The organism is Georgenia sp. G2120 (assembly GCF_055326485.1).
The window spans coordinates 40,331-60,899 of sequence record NZ_JBUZNL010000001.1; the positions used below are offsets into that span (position 1 = coordinate 40,331).

Annotated in this window: 22 protein-coding genes and 1 tRNA gene; 10 read left to right on the forward strand and 13 right to left on the reverse strand. The window is 72.8% G+C overall.

Going from position 1 to position 20,569, the window contains the following annotated elements:
* Position 1 precedes the first annotated feature (1 nt).
* The 3 genes from ACZLMO_RS00280 to ACZLMO_RS00290 are packed head-to-tail and all read left to right on the forward strand — an operon-like array spanning position 2 to position 2,139.
* On the forward strand, positions 2-367 hold the full coding sequence (locus tag ACZLMO_RS00280; RefSeq protein ID WP_463652539.1) for a hypothetical protein: 366 nt from the start codon (positions 2-4) through the stop codon (positions 365-367).
* Between the two features lie 12 nt (positions 368-379).
* Positions 380-1,759: a peptidoglycan DD-metalloendopeptidase family protein gene (locus ACZLMO_RS00285; protein WP_463652540.1), complete on the forward strand. Its 1,380-nt coding sequence runs from the start codon at positions 380-382 to the stop codon at positions 1,757-1,759.
* Complete coding sequence (locus ACZLMO_RS00290; protein WP_463652541.1) at positions 1,756-2,139, forward strand: hypothetical protein; 384 nt, start codon at positions 1,756-1,758, stop codon at positions 2,137-2,139. The genes ACZLMO_RS00285 and ACZLMO_RS00290 overlap by 4 nt, the downstream gene beginning before the upstream one ends.
* Before the next feature lie 101 nt (positions 2,140-2,240).
* Here ACZLMO_RS00290 and ACZLMO_RS00295 read toward each other — a convergent pair whose 3' ends face one another.
* From ACZLMO_RS00295 to ACZLMO_RS00305, 3 genes are read right to left on the reverse strand one after another with little or no spacing between them, the layout of a single operon-like run.
* Entirely contained in the window at positions 2,241-2,642 is a 402-nt protein-coding gene (locus ACZLMO_RS00295; RefSeq protein WP_463652542.1) for a hypothetical protein, read from the reverse strand.
* Positions 2,643-2,669: 27 nt separating this feature from the next.
* Positions 2,670-3,167 carry a hypothetical protein gene (locus tag ACZLMO_RS00300; protein ID WP_463652543.1) on the reverse strand — a complete coding sequence of 166 codons (498 nt, stop codon included), beginning with the start codon at positions 3,165-3,167 and terminating at the stop codon, positions 2,670-2,672.
* Positions 3,168-3,200: 33 nt separating this feature from the next.
* The gene (locus ACZLMO_RS00305; RefSeq protein ID WP_463652544.1) at positions 3,201-3,389 is read right to left on the reverse strand and encodes a hypothetical protein; all 189 of its coding nucleotides are present in this window, start codon (positions 3,387-3,389) and stop codon (positions 3,201-3,203) included.
* 168 nt (positions 3,390-3,557) lie between these two features.
* Here ACZLMO_RS00305 and ACZLMO_RS00310 point away from each other — a divergent pair, with 168 nt between their 5' ends.
* Complete coding sequence (locus ACZLMO_RS00310) at positions 3,558-4,157, forward strand: hypothetical protein (protein ID WP_463652545.1); 600 nt, start codon at positions 3,558-3,560, stop codon at positions 4,155-4,157.
* Between the two features lie 67 nt (positions 4,158-4,224).
* Here ACZLMO_RS00310 and ACZLMO_RS00315 read toward each other — a convergent pair whose 3' ends face one another.
* Positions 4,225-5,052, reverse strand: a complete 828-nt coding sequence (locus ACZLMO_RS00315; protein WP_463652546.1) for a tyrosine-type recombinase/integrase — start codon at positions 5,050-5,052, stop codon at positions 4,225-4,227.
* Positions 5,053-5,480: 428 nt separating this feature from the next.
* Between ACZLMO_RS00315 and ACZLMO_RS00320 the strand changes: the two genes are divergently transcribed.
* Together ACZLMO_RS00320 and ACZLMO_RS00325 are read left to right on the forward strand one after the other, a co-directional pair.
* Complete coding sequence (locus ACZLMO_RS00320; protein WP_463652547.1) at positions 5,481-6,101, forward strand: MarR family winged helix-turn-helix transcriptional regulator; 621 nt, start codon at positions 5,481-5,483, stop codon at positions 6,099-6,101.
* Positions 6,098-7,939, forward strand: coding sequence for an MFS transporter (locus ACZLMO_RS00325; RefSeq protein ID WP_425714296.1), 1,842 nt, complete (start codon positions 6,098-6,100; stop codon positions 7,937-7,939). The genes ACZLMO_RS00320 and ACZLMO_RS00325 overlap by 4 nt, the downstream gene beginning before the upstream one ends.
* Here ACZLMO_RS00325 and ACZLMO_RS00330 read toward each other — a convergent pair.
* Together ACZLMO_RS00330 and upp are read right to left on the reverse strand one after the other, a co-directional pair.
* Positions 7,902-8,930, reverse strand: coding sequence for an alpha/beta hydrolase (locus ACZLMO_RS00330; RefSeq protein ID WP_425714297.1), 1,029 nt, complete (start codon positions 8,928-8,930; stop codon positions 7,902-7,904). The genes ACZLMO_RS00325 and ACZLMO_RS00330 overlap by 38 nt on opposite strands.
* A 7-nt stretch (positions 8,931-8,937) precedes the next feature.
* Complete coding sequence (upp, locus tag ACZLMO_RS00335) at positions 8,938-9,576, reverse strand: uracil phosphoribosyltransferase (RefSeq protein ID WP_425714298.1); 639 nt, start codon at positions 9,574-9,576, stop codon at positions 8,938-8,940.
* A gap of 83 nt (positions 9,577-9,659) precedes the next feature.
* Between upp and tadA the strand changes: the two genes are divergently transcribed.
* Entirely contained in the window at positions 9,660-10,148 is a 489-nt protein-coding gene (gene tadA / locus ACZLMO_RS00340; RefSeq protein ID WP_463652548.1) for a tRNA adenosine(34) deaminase TadA, read from the forward strand.
* Between the two features lie 124 nt (positions 10,149-10,272).
* Here tadA and ACZLMO_RS00345 read toward each other — a convergent pair whose 3' ends face one another.
* Positions 10,273-10,743, reverse strand: a complete 471-nt coding sequence (locus ACZLMO_RS00345) for a MarR family winged helix-turn-helix transcriptional regulator (protein WP_463652549.1) — start codon at positions 10,741-10,743, stop codon at positions 10,273-10,275.
* Positions 10,744-10,797: 54 nt separating this feature from the next.
* Here ACZLMO_RS00345 and ACZLMO_RS00350 point away from each other — a divergent pair, with 54 nt between their 5' ends.
* On the forward strand, positions 10,798-11,469 hold the full coding sequence (locus ACZLMO_RS00350) for a hypothetical protein (RefSeq protein ID WP_463652550.1): 672 nt from the start codon (positions 10,798-10,800) through the stop codon (positions 11,467-11,469).
* Positions 11,470-11,535: 66 nt separating this feature from the next.
* On the opposite strand, the gene ACZLMO_RS00355 is transcribed toward ACZLMO_RS00350, so the two are convergent.
* The gene (locus ACZLMO_RS00355) at positions 11,536-12,414 is read right to left on the reverse strand and encodes a Sir2 family NAD-dependent protein deacetylase (RefSeq protein ID WP_463652735.1); all 879 of its coding nucleotides are present in this window, start codon (positions 12,412-12,414) and stop codon (positions 11,536-11,538) included.
* 372 nt (positions 12,415-12,786) lie between these two features.
* Between ACZLMO_RS00355 and ACZLMO_RS00360 the strand changes: the two genes are divergently transcribed.
* Positions 12,787-12,875: transfer RNA gene (locus ACZLMO_RS00360), tRNA-Ser, on the forward strand.
* A gap of 72 nt (positions 12,876-12,947) precedes the next feature.
* On the opposite strand, the gene ACZLMO_RS00365 is transcribed toward ACZLMO_RS00360, so the two are convergent.
* The 5 genes from ACZLMO_RS00365 to ACZLMO_RS00385 form a co-directional block, all read right to left on the reverse strand.
* Positions 12,948-14,948, reverse strand: a complete 2,001-nt coding sequence (locus ACZLMO_RS00365; RefSeq protein ID WP_463652551.1) for a hypothetical protein — start codon at positions 14,946-14,948, stop codon at positions 12,948-12,950.
* 120 nt (positions 14,949-15,068) lie between these two features.
* The gene (locus ACZLMO_RS00370) at positions 15,069-17,066 is read right to left on the reverse strand and encodes a hypothetical protein (RefSeq protein ID WP_463652552.1); all 1,998 of its coding nucleotides are present in this window, start codon (positions 17,064-17,066) and stop codon (positions 15,069-15,071) included.
* Between the two features lie 108 nt (positions 17,067-17,174).
* The gene (locus tag ACZLMO_RS00375) at positions 17,175-18,446 is read right to left on the reverse strand and encodes an RNA polymerase sigma factor (RefSeq protein WP_463652736.1); all 1,272 of its coding nucleotides are present in this window, start codon (positions 18,444-18,446) and stop codon (positions 17,175-17,177) included.
* Positions 18,443-18,868, reverse strand: coding sequence for a YciI family protein (locus ACZLMO_RS00380; protein WP_463652553.1), 426 nt, complete (start codon positions 18,866-18,868; stop codon positions 18,443-18,445). The genes ACZLMO_RS00375 and ACZLMO_RS00380 overlap by 4 nt, the downstream gene beginning before the upstream one ends.
* A gap of 178 nt (positions 18,869-19,046) precedes the next feature.
* Positions 19,047-19,685: a TetR/AcrR family transcriptional regulator gene (locus tag ACZLMO_RS00385; protein ID WP_463652554.1), complete on the reverse strand. Its 639-nt coding sequence runs from the start codon at positions 19,683-19,685 to the stop codon at positions 19,047-19,049.
* Positions 19,686-19,832: 147 nt separating this feature from the next.
* Here ACZLMO_RS00385 and ACZLMO_RS00390 point away from each other — a divergent pair, with 147 nt between their 5' ends.
* Positions 19,833-20,549 carry a tyrosine-protein phosphatase gene (locus ACZLMO_RS00390; RefSeq protein WP_463652555.1) on the forward strand — a complete coding sequence of 239 codons (717 nt, stop codon included), beginning with the start codon at positions 19,833-19,835 and terminating at the stop codon, positions 20,547-20,549.
* Positions 20,550-20,569 lie beyond the last annotated feature (20 nt).

Below are 20,569 nucleotides of genomic sequence, written 5' to 3' on the forward strand. Positions count from 1 at the left end.
CGTGCTGGACGCTCCCACCGTCGTGTCTCTCGTCGGTGCGGTGACCGCTCTCGTGGTCGCTGTCGCCGGGATCCTGCGCAACCGGGACGACCACCGGCGTGGCGTTCGAGACCAAGACCTCAAGGCCGGCAGCTCGATGACCGAGCAGTACTCCGGGCTGCACGAGGACCTCGCCGAGCACATCGCGCTGCTCAAGGACGACCTCAAGGAGACCCGCGAGCGGGCGCGGAAGATCCGCGCGAAGTACGAGGCGGCGCTGGAGTTCATCCGCGAGCTGCTGCGGTGGATCGCGAAGCGCACACCGACCGACGCCGACATCCCTGACCCCGTGCCCGACAAGCCCGACCTGATCACCGACGACCTCTGAGGAGGAGTACCCATGGTCACTGCTGTGAGCCCGCTGCAGGGCTACGTCAGCTCGGAGGCGTTCAGCGCCGCCCGCCCCACCCACTCCGGTATCGACATCGCGCCGCCACGGAACGCCAAGGTCCGCGTCGGGGCTCCGGTCCGCGCCATGTACGGCGGGACCGTGACGCGCAACGTCACCCACAAGAAGCCCGGCCAGCCGGCGAGCATGGGTGGCGCCCAGCCCGGCCTGTCCGGGAACGGTCCGACGATCAAGAACACGAACGGCTACCAGCAGGTCTACGGGCATGTGCTGTCGAGCCTCAAGGTCGGTACCCGGGTCAGAGCTGGGGACGTGATCGGCCACATCGACCTGTCCGGGATCACGAGCGGACCGCACGTGCACTTCGAGACCCGCACCCCGGCCGGCACGCCGTACCAGCCGCGCGTGGAGTTCCGGGCCGCCGGCTTCAACCCGGGCTCGAAGCCGGTGCTCGCGAAGCGGACCGTCGTCCCCTCGGCAACGCATGACGGGTACGTCCTGGTGCAGCAGGACAGCCGGATCCCGCAGATGAACGCCACCCGGCGTGACGGCATGAAGCCGTCCGGCGTGATCGTGATCCACACCGCCGAGAACAACACCGGGTTCGGTCCCGCCGATCCCGGGGCGGAGAACGTCGCCCGCTGGATCCTCGACCGGCCGGACCACGGGTCGTACCACCGGATCGTGGACCGGGACTCCACGGTCCGGATGGCGCCCTGGTCCGCCGAGACCTTCCATGAGACCCACACCAATCGGCACAGCATCGGCATCAGCTTCGCGATCCGCGCGGCCGACTGGAAGGTTCTCGGCGCGAACGCCGAACCGATGATCATCCGCGGCGCTGCCGAGGCGGCAGACGCTGCCGCGTGGCTGCACCAGCACCGGGGCGTCACCGTCCCGGCGCGACTGATCACCCGGGCCCAGGCGCTGGCCGGCACGCCGGGCTTCGTCGCTCACGGAACCATGGATCCCGGCCGGCGCACCGACCCCGGCGCGGACTTCCCGTGGTCCCTGTTCTTCGCCCACGTCACCCGATTCATGCAGGCCGGGACGAACCCGGTCATCGACCACGAGGAGGATCGCATGGCACGTCACGTGTTCTTCGTCGCGCCCCACACCGAGGGCGCCGGCAAGTCCTGGTACTGGCTCAACCCCCGAAGCGGGGTCGTCACCCACCTGCCCGAGATGGACGACAAGAAGTCCATCCGCGCCAACATCACCCGCCTGTGGCCCGAGGACGAGTTCTACGACTGGTCGAAGTTCCCCGGCCGCCCCACTGGCGCGAAGGACGACCTCGGCGAGGCGTGGATGCTCGGCGCAGTCGCCTACGCCGGACCGGCCAAGGTCCACCCGAAGGGGCTGGCAGCATGACCGGCTACCACGTGGACGACACCCGGCCGGTCGACGGCACCGACGCCGGCACGCCGACCCAGGTCGCCCACCCCGTCCGGACGGCGCTCCGCACCGCTGTGCAGGCCGCCCTCCCGTGGGCGCTCGCCGTCTGGGGGCTGCTGCTCCTGCTGCCCCTCATCGCCGACGAGGTCGCCGCCGTCGAGGGCGTGCCCGGCTGGCTCGTCGCGGCGCTCGCCGGCGCGGGTACAGTCGCGCTCGTGATCACCTCGCTCGTGTCGCGGGTGATGGCTGTCCCCGGTGTCGAGGCGTGGCTGCGCCGGCACCTGGGATGGCTCGCCACCGGCGTGCACACCGAGACCCCGCCGGCCGAGCTGTCGTCCGACTCCTCGGGCGACTGACGTTCCCGTCTGGCCGGTGTCCTGTCGGCCAGCGCCTGATGGCCCCCGGTCCGAGCTGTGTGCTCGGGCCGGGGGCCATCGTTGTCGTGTTCGCGGTGCGGTTAGTCTGCGGCGTTGATCCAGGCGTCGAGGGTGACGCGGGTGACGCCGGCGGCCTTGGCGGTGGCGCGCTTGGTGGCTCCGAGCCGGTGGGCCGCGAGGGCGGCCTCGCGGCGCTCGCGGCTGGCGGTCTCGTACTGGTCGGCGGCGTGCTCGGCGCGGGCGAGCCAGTGCGCGGTGTCGAGATGCTCGTCGACGCGGACGTCGTCCCGGTCCTGGGCGTCGGCCACGGCCGGTGCGGCTTGCTCGTCGGTGAGGCCGTCGAGCTGGGCGACGATGCGCACCCATTCGGCTTCGCTGTCGCTGCCAGATTCCTCGATGGCGTCGATCGCGCGCTGCGCCTGCTGGGGGTCGTCCCATGCTTCGGGGTTGACCCATGCCTCGATGTCGTCTCGGTGTGCCATGGTGCTCGGTCCTTTCGGGGGTGCGGGTCAGGCTTCGGGGTGGCTGTAGCGGCGCTCGTGCTTGCGGTTGCGGGCGTAGGCGTTGGCGAGGGCTTCGAGGACGTCGGTGGCCTTGTCCTGGTCGTCGAAGTCGGGGTAGCGGATCGCGGTCGCGTGGGCGATGTCGGCGAGTCGGGCGACGTCCTCGTCGGTGGCTGTGGCGCCGAAGAGGTCGGTGGCGAGGTCGCGGGCGAGCTCGTCGGGGGTGAGGTCTTCCGGGTGTATCGGCTGGTGCTCGAGCCGGTCGATGGTGACGAGCTGCTCGTCGGTGAGTGCGGCCCGGACCGCGGGGGCGGCTCCGGCTGCGGTCGCCTCGGCCCAGGTTCCGCGGAGGAGCCAGTCGGCTGTGCCGATGTTGATCAGGTGGGGGATCAGGGTGATCCAGCGATCGGTCTGCTGTGCGGCTTGGTCGGGGAGCGTCTGCGAGTTGTAGGCGTTCAGGGCGCCGGCGACGTGGGCCGGTCGGGGGGTGTCGGTGAGGGGCATGGCGTGGGGCTCCTGTCGGTCTCGGCGGGTGGGTCAGGCGTTGATGTCGGTGAGGTGCGTGTTGAAGGCCGAGACCGTCGCGGCGGGCTCGTCGATGATCCAGTCGCGCCGGCCGGAGGAGTAGGTGATGGCGAGCCCGAGGTCCCGGGCGATCTCGCGGACGGCGGCGCGGGTCAGGTTGTTGCGCTTCGCGAGCTGCTTGACGCTGTCGGTGGTGGTCATGGTGTCCTCTCGTGGGCTGGTATCTCCTGCCCTTCCGTTGTATAGGACTATACCATGAGGGTATGGTCCTATACAACTCGGCGGGGGTGGTGATTCGGTTCGGTGTGATGCTGATCGTGGCGTTCTGGAACCCGCCCCTTCGCGCTGCTCCAGAGCTAATGTCTGGACATGCGCACCCACCGCCCCCTTGCCGCCGCGGTGCTCGCGGCCGCCGCCCTGGTCCTGTCCGCCTGCTCGTCCGTCGGTGATGGTTCCGGTGGGGGTGATGCGGCGCCGGCCGACGAGGCCGTGCCCGAGCAGGCCGGCGTGGGATCGAGCCGGGACGAGCCGGCGGCCGTCAGGGAGACGGTTACGTGGGGCGATTGGGAGTTGACGGTCGGGGCGACGGACTTCGATCAGACTCAGGAGATCCGTCAGGCCGAGGCCGACGAGCTCTACGACGGCGACCTGGGGTGGGTGCCGCCGCCGGAGTCGGGCCACGTGTACGCGACGGCGCCGATCGAGGTGACCTACGTGGGCGAGGGCTCGGGGCGGATCGGCGACGGGCTGGCGGTGTCGTTCATCGGCGAGGACGGGGTGGTGATCGAGGACGCGCCGTTCCAGACCGTCGAGGATGACGTGATGGACGCGGCCGAGGTGTACGCCGGCTCGTCGGTCGAGGCGGTGATGATGCAGGAGATCCCGTCGGGAACGACGTCGGGTGTCTGGCGGATCCATGACTGGTCCGCGCACGACCGGGTCGAGGTGTTCTTCGAGGCGGCCGAGTAGTTCGACCAGACCGATTGCGCCCCCGGCCACCATCAGGTGGCCGGGGGCGCTGTTCGTGGTGCGTGGGTCAGGCGGCGGCGTCGAGTGCGGCGCGGAGGCGGTCGTGTTCGACGTCGGTGTAGATCTGCGTGGTGGCGAGCGAGCGGTGGCCGAGGAGTTCTTGGACGGCTCGGATGTCGCGGGTGCCCCGTAGGGAGCGGGTGGCGAATCGGTGGCGGAGACTGTGCATGGTCCAGTGCTCGGGGAGCGCGCGGGCGACGAGCTTCCCAACCCAGCGGGGTGAGAGGTGGCCGTTGTCGTCACCGGGGAAGGCCCACCCGCCGCCGGCGAGGGTGGCCTTGCGGATGCGGTCGGCGAGGTGTGCGGGTAGCGGGACGAGCCGGTCGTGGCCGCCCTTGCCGTGGACGAGGAGGGACCAGCCGCTGAGGTCGGGGTGGAGGTCGTCGGCGTGGATGCGGGCGACCTCGGCGCGGCGGAGGCCGACGTAGCCGGCGATCTCGATCATGAGGCGGGTGCGGGGTTCGGCTGCGGCGAGGGCGTCGCGGAGGGCGTGGTCGGGGGTGGGGCGTGGTCGGTGTCGGACGGGGGCGACGCGGGGGAGTGCTTCGGCGGGGTTGGTGGTGGTGCGGCCGGTACGGCCGGCCCATTCGTAGAAGCTGCGCAGGCTGGCGCGCACGCTGCGGCGGGTCTCGATGGACCACGTCTGTTGGCCGGTCCAGTGGATGAGGTCATCGGGGGTGACGGTCCACGGGGTGCCGCCCAGGGCGCGGGCGCATCGTCGGAGGTGGTCGATGCGGGTGGCGATCGTCCCGGGCGAGCGGCCGGCGGCACGGAGCTCGGTGTGCCATGCGTCGAGGGGGGTCTTCCAGGATGGAGGAGTCGTCTTCGATCTCATGTCCGTGATGTTGGACATAGCGCGTCAGGCTCGCGAGCGTAGGGAGAGGACCGGAGCGATTGTGTCCGTTTCGTTGCCGTGGGCGGGTCGCTCGGGCAGTGCGATCACGTCGGCGAGGTGGTCGCCTTCGATCGCGTGGCCGGTGTCGATGCTGGTGTCGGCGCCGTCGGATCCAAACCAGAAGGTTGGGGGTTCGAGTCCCTTCGGGCGCGCAGATGCCCCGGTCGCGTATGCGACCGGGGCATTCGCCATTCCTGGGCCCCGTGCCGGGCCGCGCCCCTGTACGGCCCCGCTCGACCTCGACCTCGACCCCGCCGGTCCCGGGCCCCTCGCCACCCGCGACGACGACGCCGTGCCCCGCGACGACGACGCTGTGCCCCCGCTCACGACTAGTTGCATGCTGCAAGCAACGGAGTATCGTCGGACCAGTGCCTGACGCTTCATCCCTTTCGTCCCCCTCGCCCGACCCGGCGAGCGGCGCGTCCCCGACGGACGCCGCTGCGCACCACGTCGTCGCCGGCGCCACGCCTGACGCCACGTCCGACGACCGCCTCGCCGTCGTCGCCGACCTCGTCCTCGCGGTGCTCGAGGCCGGCCGCGTCACTCGCGGCCTGGGGGAGGCCGTCAACAAGCTGACCGGCATCCGCCGTGCCGACTACCTCACGCTGCTGCGGATCCAGGAGTCCGACGCCTGCCGCATCTCGGACATCGCGGCGGGCCTCGAGCTCGACGTCTCCGTCATCTCCCGGAAGATCGCCTCCCTCGACGAGCTCGGCCTCGTCTCCCGCAGCCCGCACCCCGACGACGGCCGCGCGCAGGTCGTCTCCGTCACCGACCTGGGCCGCGAGACGATCGCGCACAACCGGCGCCTCTACACCGAGGCCATCGCCCGCATGACCGCGCAGTGGGACACCGCCGAGCTCGAGACGCTCGCCGCGGGCCTGCACCGCCTGGGCACCCACCAGCCCGAGTCCGCCGTGGCCGCGGCCGACGCCGCCGAGCCGGGCACCACCGACACCACCACCAGCACGAGCAGGAGCACCGAATGACCGCGGCACGCCGCACGAAGGACCTCACGAGCAAGCGCATCTATGCCGGCATGACCCTCGAGCAGGCCGAGGCCGCCGAGGCCGAGCACAGGCGGATCATGGCCGTCCTCACCGGCCTCCTGCTCACCCAGTTCTTCGGGATGATGGCCAACACGATCGTCGGCAACGCGATGCCCGTCATCGCCGCCGAGGTCGGCGCCGCCCCGAGCCAGTACGTCTGGATCATCACCGCGGCGATCCTCGCCAACACGGTCCTCACGCCGATCGCCGGCAAGCTCGGCGACCTGTTCGACAAGCGCCGGCTGCTCATCATCTTCATCGGCATCTTCATGCTGGGCTCGCTGCTCTCGGGCCTCGCCGTCAACGCCGAGATGCTCATCGCCGTGCGCACCCTGCAGGGGATCGGGATGGGCGGTCAGGTGATGATGTCGATCGTCATCATGGCCACGATCATCCCGCCGCGGCAGCGCGGCCGGTACAACGGCTACCAGGGCGCGGTCATGGCCGTCGCCACGGTCTCCGGCCCGTTCGTCGGCGGCGTCATCGTCGACACCCCGTGGCTCGGCTGGCGCTGGTGCTTCTTCGTCATGATCCCGTTCATGGCGTTCGCCGCCTGGGTCGTCAGCTCGCGCCTCAAGCTGCCCGCCGTCAGGCGGAGCGGCCGGGTCCACATCGACTACCTCGGGGCGCTCCTCATCGCCGTCTCGGCGTCCGCGCTGCTCATCTGGATCTCGATCGGGGGCACCTCGTTCCCCTGGTCGTCGTGGCAGTCGTACCTCATGGTGGGCGGGGCGCTCGCGGCGGCGGCGCTGTTCGTCGTCGTCGAGACGCGGGTCCCCGACCCGCTCATCCCGCTGCACATCCTCGGCTCGCGGACCACCGTGCTCGCGATCGTCGCCTCGATCGGCGTGGGCTCGATGATGTTCGGCTCGAACGTCTTCCTCGGCCAGTACTTCCAGTACGGGCGTGACTTCTCGCCGACGATCGCGGGCTTCCTCGGGCTGCCGCTGATGTTCGGGCTGCTCATCGCCTCGACCTGGTCGGGCCGGATGGTCACCGCCCGCGGCAGCTGGAAGTGGGCGGTCGCCTCCGGCATGGGGCTGATGACCCTCGGGACGCTCGCCTTCGGCCTGATCGTCCACCAGGACACGTCGCTGTGGATCACCTCCACGCTGCTGTTCGTCGCCGGCTGGGGCATGGGCATGTGCCTGCAGAACATCGTGCTCGCGGTGCAGAACACGGTGGGCCTCGAGCACATGGGGGCGGCCACCAGCTCGGTGACCTTCTTCCGCAACCTCGGCGGCGCCCTCGCGATCCAGGTGCTCGGCATCCTCTACGCGAACCAGGTGGCGAGCCACATGCGCTCCGCCGGTCTCTCGCTTCCGGAGGGCTCCGGTGCGCAGGGCTCGCTCGACCTCGACGCGTTCCCCGCGCCGGTCGAGGCCGCGTTCCGCACCGGCTACGCGGAGGGCATCGGCCCGGTGTTCCTGGTGTGCGCCCTGATGGCCGGCATCGGGTTCGTCGCCGCGCTGTTCATGCGCGGCACGTCGCTGCGCGAGACGGTCGACGTCGAGAAGATCGTCGCCCCCGACCCGGCCGCCTCCTCGTCCGGGATCGTCGCCCCCCGCGGGACGACCGCGCCCGACGACGACGCCGCGACGCTCGAGGGGAGTGCCGCCCCGGCGGGGCGCGGGTTCGAGGACCCGGACCAGCGGCGGTCGCCGGGTGCGGGCGCCGAGGCCGGCGACGACGCGCCGGTCGTCGTCCGCAAGGACCCCGGGGGCAGGGAGCCCGCCGGCGTCAGCGGTCCCAGGGGCGCGCGCACGCCCAGGCGATGACCTCGGAGGCGTAGAAGGACCGGGCGGGCTCCGGCGACAGCGCGAGGTCGTGGATCCCGCCCGGCACCTCGAGCACGTCGACCCGTTCCCCGAGCAGGGAGGCGCTGCGCCGCATCGTGCGCACGTCGAGGACCACGTCCGAGCTCGACAGGTCCGCGGGCCCCGGGTCCACGCGGGCGCCCGAGCGCCGCGACATCGCCAGCAGGACCGGCTCGGCCACGTCGGCCCGGCCCCGCTGGACCGCGCGCTGCGCGCGACGCACCGCGCGGAAGAAGCCGGCGTGGACGGGCATGGACGTCGTCGGCTTGAGCGAGGGTGGGACGTCCCAGCCGCCGCCGTCGGGGCTGGTCAGCCAGTCGCCGTACGTCCCCGTCAGTGAGGAGATCGGCAGGCGGGGCGCAAGCGGGGCGAGGCGGTCGACGAGCGCGGTCGCCACGACGTCCGTGGGCCAGCCGCGCCCGAGGTCGAGCCAGGGCGAGTTGAGCAGGACGGCGTCGACGGCGCCCGGGTGGTCGTGCGCGAACAGGACCGCCTGCAGGCCCCCGGTCGAGTGGCCGAGCAGGACGACCTCCTCGGCGCCCTCGCTGCGGGCGAGGTCCACCGCGAGCCCCACCTCCTCGTGGCGCACGTGCATCATGCGGATGTCGTCGCGCACCTGCCCCGGACGCAGCGAACGGCCGGACCGGCGCATCTCGAGGGCGTAGAGGTCCCAGCCGGCGTCGTGCCACGCGGCCTCGTGCTCGGCGTGGAAGAACGTGTCGATGAAGCCGTGGAGGTAGACGACGGCCCGGCCGTGCCGGCCCACGCCGGAACGATGGACCACCGTGGCGACGTCGCGGACGCGGCGCGAGTGGCCGCCGTCGGTGAGGCTGAGCGGGACGGTCCGCGTGACGTACGGGGTGCCGAGGACGTCCGAGACGGGTGCGGAGAAGTCCGCGCTCGTCGTGACCGGGGGTGTCGTCGAGGCACGGCGGGGGGACGACGGTGCCACGACGCGCTCAGTCGACGATGCCGTAGAGCCGGTCCCCGGCGTCGCCGAGCCCGGGCACGATGTAGGCCTTGTCGTTGAGGCCCTCGTCGATCGCGGCCGTGACGACCGTGACGTCGCCGCGTGCCCCGATGGACTCCTCGAGGTGGCGCAGGCCCTCGGGCGCCGCGAGCAGCGTGATGCAGGTGACGTCGCGCGCGCCGAGGTCGAGCAGGTAGTCGATCGCCGCCACGAGGGTGTGGCCGGTGGCGAGCATCGGGTCCAGGACGAAGCACTGGCGGCCCGAGAGGTCGTCCGGGAGGCGGTTGGCGTAGGTGATCGCCTCGAGCGTCTCCTCGTCACGCTTCATGCCGAGGAACCCGATCTCGGCCGTGGGGACGAGGCGGCTCATGCCCTCGAGCATGCCGAGGCCGGCGCGCAGGATCGGGACGACGAGCGGCCGGGGGCGGGCGATGCGTACGCCCGTCGTCGTCGTCACCGGCGTGGTGATCTCGCGCGGCTCCGTTTGGACGTCCCGCGTGGCCTCGTAGGCGAGGAGCATGACGAGCTCCTCGACCAGGAGCCGGAAGGTCGGCGACTCGGTGCGCTCGTCGCGCAGGGTGGTGAGCTTGTGGGCGACGAGCGGGTGCTCGACGTGGTGGACGCGCATGTGACGAACCTACCGTCGCGGGGGCGGGCCGGTGGCGAACGGGGGAGCGCGGCGGGTGCGCCGCGCGCTGGCACGATGGCGTCATGACGAGCGCCGCGACCGGAGGGACCCCGGCGCCGGGACCCGGGTGGGACCCGCCGATGGCGCGGGCGCTCGAGCTCGCGCGGGCGGCGGGGGCGGCCGGCGACGTTCCCGTGGGCGCCGTGGTGCTGGGGCCGGACGGCTCCGTCCTCGGCGAGGGCGCGAACCGCCGGGAGGCCGACGCCGACCCCACCGCGCACGCCGAGGTCCTCGCCCTGCGGGCGGCCGCCGCGGCCCGGGGTGAGTGGCGGCTCGACGGCTGCACCCTGGTCGTCACGCTCGAGCCCTGCACGATGTGCGCCGGGGCGCTCGTGCTCGCCCGCGTCGCGCGGGTGGTGATCGGGGCGTGGGACCCGAAGGCCGGCGCGACGGGCTCGGTGCGCGACGTCGTGCGCGACGCCCGCCTCAACCACCGGGTCGAGGTCGTCTCCGGCGTGCGCGAGGCCGAGTGCGCCGCCGTGCTCGAGACCTTCTTCCGCTCCCGCCGCTGACCCACCGCCTTCGTCGAGATTGCGGTTCGTCGTCGTCGAGATTGCGGTTGGGAGCCGCGCTACTGGTCGAGAGTGCGGCGTAGCGGCATCGAGAGCGCGGTCGGGACCCGCGCGCCCCGACCCGTCAGCCCCGGCGGTCGTCCCGGCGGGCGTCGATCCGGCCGGCGAGCCGGCGGACGTCCTCACCGAGCTGTGCGAGCCGCGCGTCGTCCCAGTCCTCGAACCAGGCCTCGACCTCGCCGGCCAGCCGCGCGCGCATCCCGGCGAGCTCGGTGGCCCCTCGCTCGCTCAGCCTGACCCGGCGCGCGCGGCGGTCGGCCGGATCCGTCTCGACCACGACGCTGCCGAGCTCGGCGAGCCGCGCCACCGCCTTCGACACTCCCGGCTGCTGGATGTCGATCGCCGCCGCGATGGCCGCCACGCCCTGCCCGTCCGGGTGCCGCTCGAGGTGCGTCAGCAGCGTCATGTGGGTGAGCGACGTGCCCAGCGGCGCGAGGATCTCGCGCGACCGCGACTGGAACACCTGCGCGAGCATGCCGAGGTCGCCGACGAGCCGCCCCGTCGTCCCCGATCGATCTGCCTCTTGTGGATCCATTCCGCGGACCGTAACATGCATTCCGGGGAATACATCGACCCGGAGGGCAGCACCATGACCAGCACGACGACGAACGAGACGCACGAGGCCGGCGCGATCGCGAGGCCCGGCGACGGCGACGCAGCAACGGCAGGCGCAGGCCCCACCCGTACGCCGCGCCGCACGAGCTCGTGGTGGGACGCGCCGGCGCGACTCTCCCTCGCCGCGCACGTCGGCGCCACGATCGCGACGCTCGTCGTCGTCGGCGTGGTCAACACCGTGCTCCAGCGCATGTACGACGCGACCGGCTACCCCGTCACCCTCGCCGAGGGGCAGACGACATTCTCGGCCGCGACCGTCCGTGAGCACCTCGGGGTCCTCGAGTCGCTCGGCACGCTCGACGACTTCACCCGCACCCAGCTGACCGACTTCGGCTTCCTCGTCGCGTACGGGCTGTCCGGCCTGGTCCTCGGGGCGCTCCTCGTCCGCCTGCTCCCCGGTCGGTGGCGGCTGCTGGGCCGGGTCACCGCCGTCGGACTCGTCCTCGGCGCGGCCTTCGACGCCCTGGAGAACCTCGTCTCGTTCGGCATGATCGCGGACCCCGCCGGCTTCCCGGGCGCGCTCGCGCTGCTGCACTCCTCGTTCGCGGTGGCGAAGTTCGCCACGATGGGCGCCGGGATGCTCGCGGCGACGATCGGGGTCGTCGCGTGCGTCGTGGTCCTCGTCCGGCGCCGCGCCGCCAGGTAGGGCCACGTCCCCGACGACGACGAACCCCCACCGGTCACCCGTCGCCACGCGGGTGGCCGGTCGTCGTCAGCGCTGCCAGGCGGGGCGTGCCGCTCGGCGCTCGCGCAGGGCCCGGTCGAGCGCGGGCAGCGCGCGGGTGGTGGAGGCGGAGAGGGTGGCGGTCGCCGAGTCGTCGGCGCGGGTCGGTCCCCGGTTGATGACGACGAGCGGGAACCCGGCCCTGACCATCCGGTTGACGATGCGGCGCACACCGAACACGGACAGGGTCGAGCCGGCCACGAGCAGGGCGGTCGAGGCCTCGGCGAGCTCGGCGGCGCGGCGCGTGCGGGAGGGGTCGGCGGTGCCGCCGAAGAACACGACGTCGGGCACGAGGATGCCGCCGCACACCTCGCAGTCGACGACGTGGAAGTCGGTGGTGTCCTCGAGGACCGCGTCGGCGTCCGGGGCGACCTCGACGTCCCGCAGCCGCAGCAGCCGCTCGCGCCAGCCGGGGTTGGCGGCGACGAGGCGGTCGTCCTGCTCGGCGCGCGGGATCGTGCGGCCGCAGCTCAGGCAGCGCACCCGGTCGTAGCGGCCGTGCAGGTGGACGACGGTGGGCTGGCCGGCGCGCGCGTGGAGGAGGTCGATGTTCTGCGTGACCACGCCGGTCGTGAACCGCTCCCGCTCGAGCTGCGCGAGGGCCCGGTGCCCGAGGTTCGCGCGCCGGTCGGCCATGTACCGCCAGCCCAGGTGGTTGCGCGCCCAGTAGTGCGCGCGGTGGGCGGGCGAGGTGAGGAACTGCTGGTACGTGATCGGCCGGCGCACCGGGGAGCCGGGGGAGCGGTAGTCGGGGATGCCCGAGTCGGTCGAGATGCCCGCGCCGGTGATGACGAGGAACCGGCGGCCGTCGAGCGCGTCGGCGAGCGGCTGGACGGCGGCGTCGATGTCGGTCGGCTCCGGCGGCAGCGAGCCCGCGGGCGGGGGAGGGGGCGGCGGGATGAGGCGGAGCCGCGGCGTCGTCGGCCTGGTAGTCGTCGTGCTCGTGCGTCCGGGGGTGACGGCCGGCGCGGACGTGCCCGGCTGCGTGCCGGAGACCGGCGTCGTGGCGGCGCCCGAGGCGAGGTCCCGTCCGGCGTCGTGGCCGCGCGTCTCCCCGGCGCCCACACCCGGGAAGTAGTCCTCGAGGGTGTGGCCGCTCCCGGTCGACGACGGCGGCTGAGTCACCAGGTCAGGGTATGGGGGAGAGGTGACGCAGGCGTGTGCGACGCGTGAGCGTGACGCGTCTCGCGCCGGATCGGTGCGGAGCGCCGGTGGGCCGCGGGTACAGTGGTGCGCCGAGGTAGCGTGTCCGAGCGGCCGAAGGTGCAGCACTCGAAATGCTGTGTGGTTAACAGCCACCGTGGGTTCAAATCCCACCGCTACCGCCACGCGCAAGGCCCCGAGACCGTTGGGATTCCAACAGTTTCGGGGCCTTCGTCATTGTCGCGCGGGTCCGCGGCTCAGCCGACCTCGACGTAGCGGATCTCGTCCTCGCCGCCGTCGACGCTCCCGACCGTGATCTCCCAGACGGCGCCCTCCAGGTCCTCCGGCGGCAGTGTGACGCAGACCCGGTAGGTGGTCTCGCCGCCGGGGAGGACCTCCCAGAGCCGGTCCTCCAGCCGGCAGGTGTCGAAGGCGGCGTGCGACTCGCCGTTCCCGTCGATCAGCGCGACCTCCGGCAGGTGGCTGTACGTCCACGGATCGGCGTCGGGGCTCGGCGGCCGGTGGCCCCCCGTCACGGGGACGACGACAACGGCGGCGTCCGCCGGGACGTCGTCGAGCTCGCCCTCGGCCTCGACGAGTGCGCGCGCGTCCGTGTCGGCCGCCCCCAGGCTCACCGCCCACGGTTCCGCCTCGAGGCGGGCGTCGACCGGTGCGGGGTCGTCGGCGGTGAGGCCGAGGTCCGCATCTCCGGCGGGCGGCTCGGCCAGGTCGAGGCCGGTCCCGGCCTCGTCGACGGACACGTACCTGGGGTCGTAGGACGGGGCGTCCGCGTCGGGCCCGCGCACGACCTGCCAGAGGCCGTCCGTGGCCCCCGCCGGGACGCTCGCGGTCACCCGGACGTCGAGGTCACCGCCCGCAGGGACGCTCTGACTGGTGTCGATCCGCTCGCCCGAGTCGTCGTCGACCTCGGTGCGCTCGGCCCACCGGACGGCGCCGTCCGACCCGACGAACTCCACGCCGTCCAGGAGCTCGATGAGGCTGCGTGAGGAGTCGGTCGTGTTCGTCACGGTGAGGACGGTCTCGACGTCGACGAAGGACGGTCCGTCGCCCGCTGCGGCGGGGTCCGGGTCGCCGACGGTGGTGGCCGACAACGAGACGGTCGCGTCCGGCGAGAGGTGGACCTCGTCGCCGGCGGCGGCGGGGGTCGCGACGAGGTGGCCGTCGGTGAGGGCGGGCTCGGCCGGCGGGGCGTCGGGGTCGACGAGCTCGAGGTGCCGCACCTCCGTCGGCAGCGCGTCCGTCGTCCGGTTGTCGACGCGCCAGCTCGCGGCCGGCGCCAGATCGGCCGGGATCTCGTTGCAGATCTCGACCGGTGCGGACGACCCGGGCATGAGGACGCCGGTGGGGTTCCCGAACGCGGCATAGGCGTCGTCGCCGAGCCCCTCGCACCTGTCCGTCACGGGCCGGCCCGACGGCTCGGCCAAACGGATGTGGGGCAGGGCGTCCAGGTCGACGATCTCCTCGCCCGTGTTCGTCACGGTGAACGTGGTCGAGGCCTCGACGTCGACGGCGTCGAGGGCGGGGCGAGTGCTCGACTCCGCGACCGAGTACGTGACGCCGTTGAGCTCGATCGGCTCGCCCACCGGCACCGGGTCGAGGACAGAACCGCCGGCGTCGGTGACGGCGTCCGGTTCGGGCAGCTCTTCGGTGGTCGGCAGCCGGTCGTCGAACGAGGCGAACCGGTACTGCGGGGGGTCGGCCTCCTCGTCGTCGTCCGCGTCCGGGTCGGGCGCCGTGCTGACGAGCCACTGCCCACCCTCGGCGAGCTCGGCGGGGACGTCCCGGCAGATCCAGCCCTTGAGCGGACCCTCGTGGTCGGAGTCGGCCTCGGCCTCGAAGGCCGCGTCGCGCAGCGAGTCGTCGACGGTGCACCCGGCCTCTGTCTGCGAGGCGAAACCGTCGGCGCCGAGCACGTGGAACTCGACGTCGCTGGTCGGGTAGGTACTCGATGCGCCGTCGGTCGGGTCGGCCGTCACCCGCGCCCGGACATGCGCGTGCCCCTCGCCGGGCTCCTCGATGGTGCCTTCGCCATCACCCTCCTCGCCGTGATCGATCTCCGTCTCCTCGACGGTGATCTGCCAGCCCTCGATCTCGACGGACTCCCCGGCGGGGACCGGGTCCTGCCACGTCTCGCCGGTCCCGCCCTCGGCGGAGGGACGGTCGTCGTCCTCGCCGCACGCGGCCAGGCCGAGGCAGGCGAGGACGGCGGCGGTCAGGGCGGCGGTGGCGCGTCGCACGGGAGGCCTCCTCGGGTCGGGGATCACCATGCTTGCGCACAGCCGACGCCGGGGAGGCGGTTCGGGCGGGGACGGGCACCCCTTCCCCCCCGAACCGGCGGGACCGGGCGTCCGACGGTGTCAGTCGAGCGCCACGTATCGCGTGCCCAGGGCGATGTCGACGCGCCAGACCGCTCCCTCGACGTCCTCGGGGGCCACGGCGGCGCACACGTCGAACGAGGCGCGACCGCCCGCGAGCACGCCGGAGACCCACCACCAGGACTCGGCCGGCCGGCAGCCGGACCCCACGCCGATCACTTCTCCGTTCGGTCCGACCAGCTCGGGCACCGGGATGAGCGCACCGATGTCGGCCGCATAGGCGTCTTCCCCCGGTAGGTGGGCGGCCGTCACCGGTGCGACGACCAGGACGGCAGCGGAGGGGACGTCGTCCTCGACGTGCACGCCGGACTCCGCCGCATCATCGCGACCCAGCACCTCTGCGGGCCCCATCTCCAGCTGCCACGGCGCCAGCTCGACGAGGGCGCCCGCCGGCGCCGGGACGTCCAGGGCGTCGCCGAGCTGCGACGACTCTGCCGGCTCGGTGTCGGCGAGATCGACACCTGCGCCAGTCTCGTCCTGGGCGAGGTAGCGGACCCCATAGATCTGGCTGTCGGCCGTAGATCCAGGACCGACCAGCCAGACGCCGTCGGTCGGCCCCTCGGGGAGGAGGGTGGCAAGTCGGACGTCGACCGACTCCCCGACCTCGACCCGCGGGTCGGCCCCTACGTCGTCCCCGACGGCTGAGACGAAGCTCCGACGAGTGGCGCCGTCGGGCATGACGAAGGCCGTGTATCCCACGAGGTCGTCGACGGTGCGGGCGGTCGGGGCCGTGTTCGTCACGGTGAGGACGGTCGAGACGGACTCGAGCGACGAGCTCGCATGGTGCGCGGCGAGCCGGGGGTCCGGTCCGGGCCCGGGTTCGACCGTCGAGGGCGCCGCCGAGACGGTGCCCTGGTCGGAGAGCCGGACCGACTGTCCGGTCGCGGCGGGTGCGGCCGGCAGGTGTCCGACGGTGTCGGCCGGATCCGCGGCGGGTGCGTCCGGGGCGTCGAGCTCGAGCTGGCGGACACCCTCGCTGCCGGGAGGCTCCGACCAGCCGGCGTCCCCGACACCCCAGGCCGCGACGGGGACCCAGGCCTCGGGCACCAGGACGCACAGGTCGGTCGAGATCGATGCGCCAGGAACGAGGTGGCCGGAGAGATCGGCCCGTCGCAGGTGCCCGTTCTGGGACCGGGCACAGGGTTCCAACGCCATCCTGCCCGCGAGCGTCTCCACCCACGGGACCTGGACCTCGCCGATGTCGACGGTGGTGTCTCCCGTGTTCGTCAGCGTGAGCCGGGTCGAGACCTCGGTGGTCCCGGCACCAGAACCGGCGACGGCAGGCGGAGCGACCGTCGACTCGGAGACGGCGAAGGCCAGCCCGTCGACCTCCGTGGCACGGCCGACGGGCACGGGTGCGACGGCCGACGTCGTCCCCGGGTCGACCAGGTCGGGCTGCGCCGGCACGGCGACGTGGGGGAGGCGGTCGTCGAAGGACGCGAACCGGGCCTCGGGCTCTTCCGGGGTGCGGCCCGTGCGCAGGAGCCACTGGGCACCGTCGCCCGCCACCAGGTCGGCGGGCACGTCGACGCAGATCGAGCCCTCGAACGTGTCGTCGCCGGCGTCGTCGGCGTCCGACGCAGCCTGGCTCAGGGAGTCGTCGGCCGAGCAGTACCCCTGCCCGAACGGCGCGTGCCCGTCGGCATCGAGAACGTCGAGGACAAGGGTGTCGTGCAGCTCGACGGCACCACCGGCGTCGGTCAGGTCGACTGAGACGCGGGCCGTCACGTGTGCGCGACCCTCACCAGGCTCGTCGTGCTCCCCTTCCCCGGCATCCTCCTCGCCGAGCTCGATCTCCGTCTCCTCGACGGTCACCGAAGCGCCTGCGATCTCGACCGGTTCGCCGGCGGGGACCGGGTCCTGCCACGTCTCGCCGGTCCCGCCCTCGGCGGAGGGACGGTCGTCGTCGCTGTTGCCGCACGCGGCCAGGCCGAGGCAGGCCAGGGTGGCGGCGGTCAGGGCGGCGGTGGCGCGTCGCACGGGAGGCCTCCTCGGGTCGGGGATCACCATGCTTGCGCACAGTTGATGCCGGGGAGGCGGTTCGGGCGGGCACGGGCACCCCTGCCCGCGCCGTCGAAGGACCGGACGTCAGAGCGCGGCCGCCTTGGCCCGCAGCACCTCCGCCTGCCGCTCGTTCCTCGCCAGCCCCGCCGCGGTCATCAGCTCGGACCTCGCCTCGTCGGTGCGGCCGAGGCGGGCGAGCAGCTCGCCCCGCACGCTCGGCAACAGGTGGGAGCCGCGCAGCCCCGCCGAGTCGGCCAGCCGGTCGACGAGCACCAGCGCCGGAGCGGGGCCGTGCGCCTGGGCGACGGCGACCGCGTGGTTGAGCGCGACGACCGGACTCGGCGCCAGTCGGCCGAGCGCCTCGTAGAGCACGACGATCCGCTCCCAGTCGGTGTCCTCGAAGCGGCGCGCCACCGCGTGGCACTCGGCGATCGCGGCCTGCAGCGCGTAGGCCCCTCTGCCACGTCGGACGGCGTCGGCACGCCTCAGCGCGGCCCGCCCCCGACGGATCCGCCCGTGGTCCCACCGGCTGCGGTCCTGGTCCGCGAGCAGCACCGGGCTCCCGTCCGGCCCCGTTCGCGCGGCGAACCGTGAGGACTGGAGCTCCATGAGCGCGAGCAGACCGTGCACCTCGGCCTCGCGCGGCAGCAGTGCGGCGAGGACGCGGCCGAGCCGGATCGCTTCGTGCGCGAGGTCTGCCCGGACCCACCGCTCGCCGGCGGTGGCGGAGTACCCCTCGGTGAAGAGCAGGTAGACCACCCCGAGGACGGGACCGAGCCGCTCGCGCCACTCGTCCGGCTCGGGCGTCTCGAACGGGACCCTCGCCGCGGTCAGCGTCCGCTTCGCCCGCACGATGCGCTGCTGGACCGTGGGCACGGGGACGAGCAGCAGCCGGGCGATCTCCTCCGTCGTCAGGCCCGCGACGACCCGGAGCGTGAGGGCCACCCGCGCCTCGCGCGAGAGCACCGGATGGCACGCGGTGAACACGAGGCGCAGGACGTCGTCGGGGATCGGCTCCCACTCGATCTCCTCGGTCTCCGAGAGATCGCGGGCGATCTCCCGGTAGCGGACGTCGAGCCGCTCCCGACGACGCCACGCGTCGATGGCCCTCCGCTTGGCGACGGCCGTGAGCCAGGCGCCCGCGTTGCGCGGGACGCCTGACTCGGGCCACCGGACCAGCGCGTCTGCGACGGCGTCCTGGGCAAGGTCCTCCGCCAGCCCGACGTCACCCGTCACCCGCGCGAGCGTGGCGACCACTCGCGCGCCCTCGATGCGCCACACCGCCTCGACCGTGCGGCGCGCCTCCGCGTCTGCCGCCTCGCGTACCGCGTCGTCGTCGGGCGTGGAGGCGCTCAGCCCCGGGCCTCCTGCTCCTTGCGCCACCCGCGCTCCTTCTCGAGGAACTCGTTGCCCTCGAGGTCGGCGAAGTCGGCCTCCTCGTGCACGCGGCGGACCTCCAGCTTGCTGCCGGGGCCGAGCGGGCAGCGGCTCGCCCACTGCGCGGCCTCCTCCTTGGTGGCCACCTCGATCACCCAGTAGCCGTTGAACAGCTCGTGGGTCTCGCCGTAGGGGCCGTCGGTGACGATCGGCGTCTCGCCGTCGAAGTCGACGACGAATCCCTCCTCCGGTCCCGCCAGTCCCTCGCCGGCGACCATCACGCCGGCCTCCATCATCGACTCGTTGTACCGGCCCATGGCGTTGAAGATCTCCTCGAAGTCGATCTCCTGGGAGGCCTCGAGCGCGGCGTCGGTGCTGCGCATGATCAGCATGTACCTCATGGTGGTGCCCCTTCGTCGTGGAGGCGCCGGTGCGCCTCCTACCCTCCCGTCGAACGGAGCGCGCCCGGATCGACATCGGCCGTGACGGAATCTCGAGCGGCGGGACGGGCGACAGCCTTCCAGCCGGTCGGGGGCAGGTCGAGAGGATTCGCCGGCCATGGGTCGGTCGTTGTGACGCCTATGACGCCGATCGCCTGCGCGGCGGGGGTGTCGAGCCAAGACCGAGTCCGTCGACCGCCTCGAAGAACTCGTCGACCACATCGGTGTCCGGGCGGTCGAGCTCGAGGATCGCGCGGCCGACCCCGGTATAGAGCGACAGGAGCACGCGGGCGCGCATGTCGACGCTCGGGCCGTCGTGGGGCGGCGGGTCCGCGGCGTCGGAGGCGCGCAGGAGCTCCGTGAACGCGTCGTGCAGCCGCGTGCGCATGTGTTCCTCGAGATAGCTCATCTCGAGCGAGACGTCGGGCCGGGTGCGCATCTCGCTGCGGATCCGCTGCCGGCGCCGGTCGAGGTCCGAGGCCTCGGCCCGAAGCACCTGGTGCATGCTCCAGCGCAGCACGCCGACCGGGGAGAGGTCGGCCGGGGCGGAGATGATGATCGAGACGACGAAGGGGGACGCGTCCTCGCTGAAGAGCGTGAGCTCCTTGCGCGGGAAGTAGCGGAAGAACGTGCGCGGTGAGACGCCGGCACGCGCCACGATGTCGTCGACGGTCGTCCCGTCGTACCCGCGCTCCTCATAGAGCTCCACGGCAGCCGTCTGGATCGCCTGGCGCGTCCGGCTCTTGTGCCGTGCCCGTCGGCCTTCTTCCGCTGGCATGCGCCTCCGTTCGATCGTGGCGTTCATCCAAGCACGTCCGAACGGCGAGCACGGCGTGCGCACCGGTACCGGCCGTTGCGCGAGTCGGCGTGAAGTGTTCACCGAGCGTCAACCTGGCAGTTATGCCACTTTCCTAAAGTGGCAGTCATGTCAGAAACCGTCCTTCGCCCCCTCAACTGGCGTCCGGTGCCGACGGCGCCCGGTCGCACGGATCCGCCGACGGTCTTCCGCTCGGCCGCCCTGACGCTCGCGACGGACGAGGAACGCGCCGCCTGCCCTCCGGACCTCACGTGGTTCGACCTGCGGACCACCGTGGAGCTCGACAACGACCCGAGGATCACGCTTCCGCCGGCATGGACACACGTGCATCACCCGCTCGCCGACCCTGACCTCGCCGAGATCGAGTCGAGCACGGCCCTCCTCCTCCGCGACCTGGAGGCAGGGACCGTGCGGTGGGCCGCGCAGTACATCGAGCTGCTCGAAGATGCCGCCGACCGGTTCGCCTCGGCCCTCACACGGCTCCTCGCGATCGACGGCCCGGTCGTCATCGCCTGCGCCGGCGGTCGGGACCGCACGGGCATGACGACGGCGCTCCTCCTCGGCCTCGCCGGCGCCCCGCGCGAGGTTGTCGTGGCCGACTACGTCGCGACCAACGAGGACCTCGTCGACAACCTCGCCCGCCAACCGAGCGGACCGACCGACGGGCTCATGCAGCGCATCGACCTCAGGTGCCGCGAGTCGGACATCGAGATGGTGCTCGACCACCTCGACTCCGTCGGCGGGGTCCGGGGCCTTCTCGGCCGCGCCCTGCCCGCGGCCGAGCTCGACGCGCTCGAGTCCAGCGCCCACGCCCGTCTCGCCTGACCGCTCCCTCCCTGACGCTC

Bases quoted from the DNA above. Each gene is read 5' to 3' on its own strand.
- ACZLMO_RS00380 (WP_463652553.1), bottom strand. From the start codon at position 18,868: ATGAGGTACATGCTGATCATGCGCAGCACCGACGCCGCGCTCGAGGCC.
- ACZLMO_RS00345 (WP_463652549.1), bottom strand. From the start codon at position 10,743: ATGGATCCACAAGAGGCAGATCGATCGGGGACGACGGGGCGGCTCGTC.
- ACZLMO_RS00350 (WP_463652550.1), top strand. From the start codon at position 10,798: ATGACCAGCACGACGACGAACGAGACGCACGAGGCCGGCGCGATCGCG.
- ACZLMO_RS00390 (WP_463652555.1), top strand. From the start codon at position 19,833: ATGTCAGAAACCGTCCTTCGCCCCCTCAACTGGCGTCCGGTGCCGACG.
- ACZLMO_RS00305 (WP_463652544.1), bottom strand. From the start codon at position 3,389: ATGACCACCACCGACAGCGTCAAGCAGCTCGCGAAGCGCAACAACCTG.
- ACZLMO_RS00285 (WP_463652540.1), top strand. From the start codon at position 380: ATGGTCACTGCTGTGAGCCCGCTGCAGGGCTACGTCAGCTCGGAGGCG.
- ACZLMO_RS00300 (WP_463652543.1), bottom strand. From the start codon at position 3,167: ATGCCCCTCACCGACACCCCCCGACCGGCCCACGTCGCCGGCGCCCTG.
- ACZLMO_RS00325 (WP_425714296.1), top strand. From the start codon at position 6,098: ATGACCGCGGCACGCCGCACGAAGGACCTCACGAGCAAGCGCATCTAT.
- ACZLMO_RS00385 (WP_463652554.1), bottom strand. From the start codon at position 19,685: ATGCCAGCGGAAGAAGGCCGACGGGCACGGCACAAGAGCCGGACGCGC.
- ACZLMO_RS00295 (WP_463652542.1), bottom strand. From the start codon at position 2,642: ATGGCACACCGAGACGACATCGAGGCATGGGTCAACCCCGAAGCATGG.
- tadA (WP_463652548.1), top strand. From the start codon at position 9,660: ATGACGAGCGCCGCGACCGGAGGGACCCCGGCGCCGGGACCCGGGTGG.
- ACZLMO_RS00310 (WP_463652545.1), top strand. From the start codon at position 3,558: ATGCGCACCCACCGCCCCCTTGCCGCCGCGGTGCTCGCGGCCGCCGCC.
- ACZLMO_RS00315 (WP_463652546.1), bottom strand. From the start codon at position 5,052: ATGAGATCGAAGACGACTCCTCCATCCTGGAAGACCCCCCTCGACGCA.
- upp (WP_425714298.1), bottom strand. From the start codon at position 9,576: ATGCGCGTCCACCACGTCGAGCACCCGCTCGTCGCCCACAAGCTCACC.
- ACZLMO_RS00290 (WP_463652541.1), top strand. From the start codon at position 1,756: ATGACCGGCTACCACGTGGACGACACCCGGCCGGTCGACGGCACCGAC.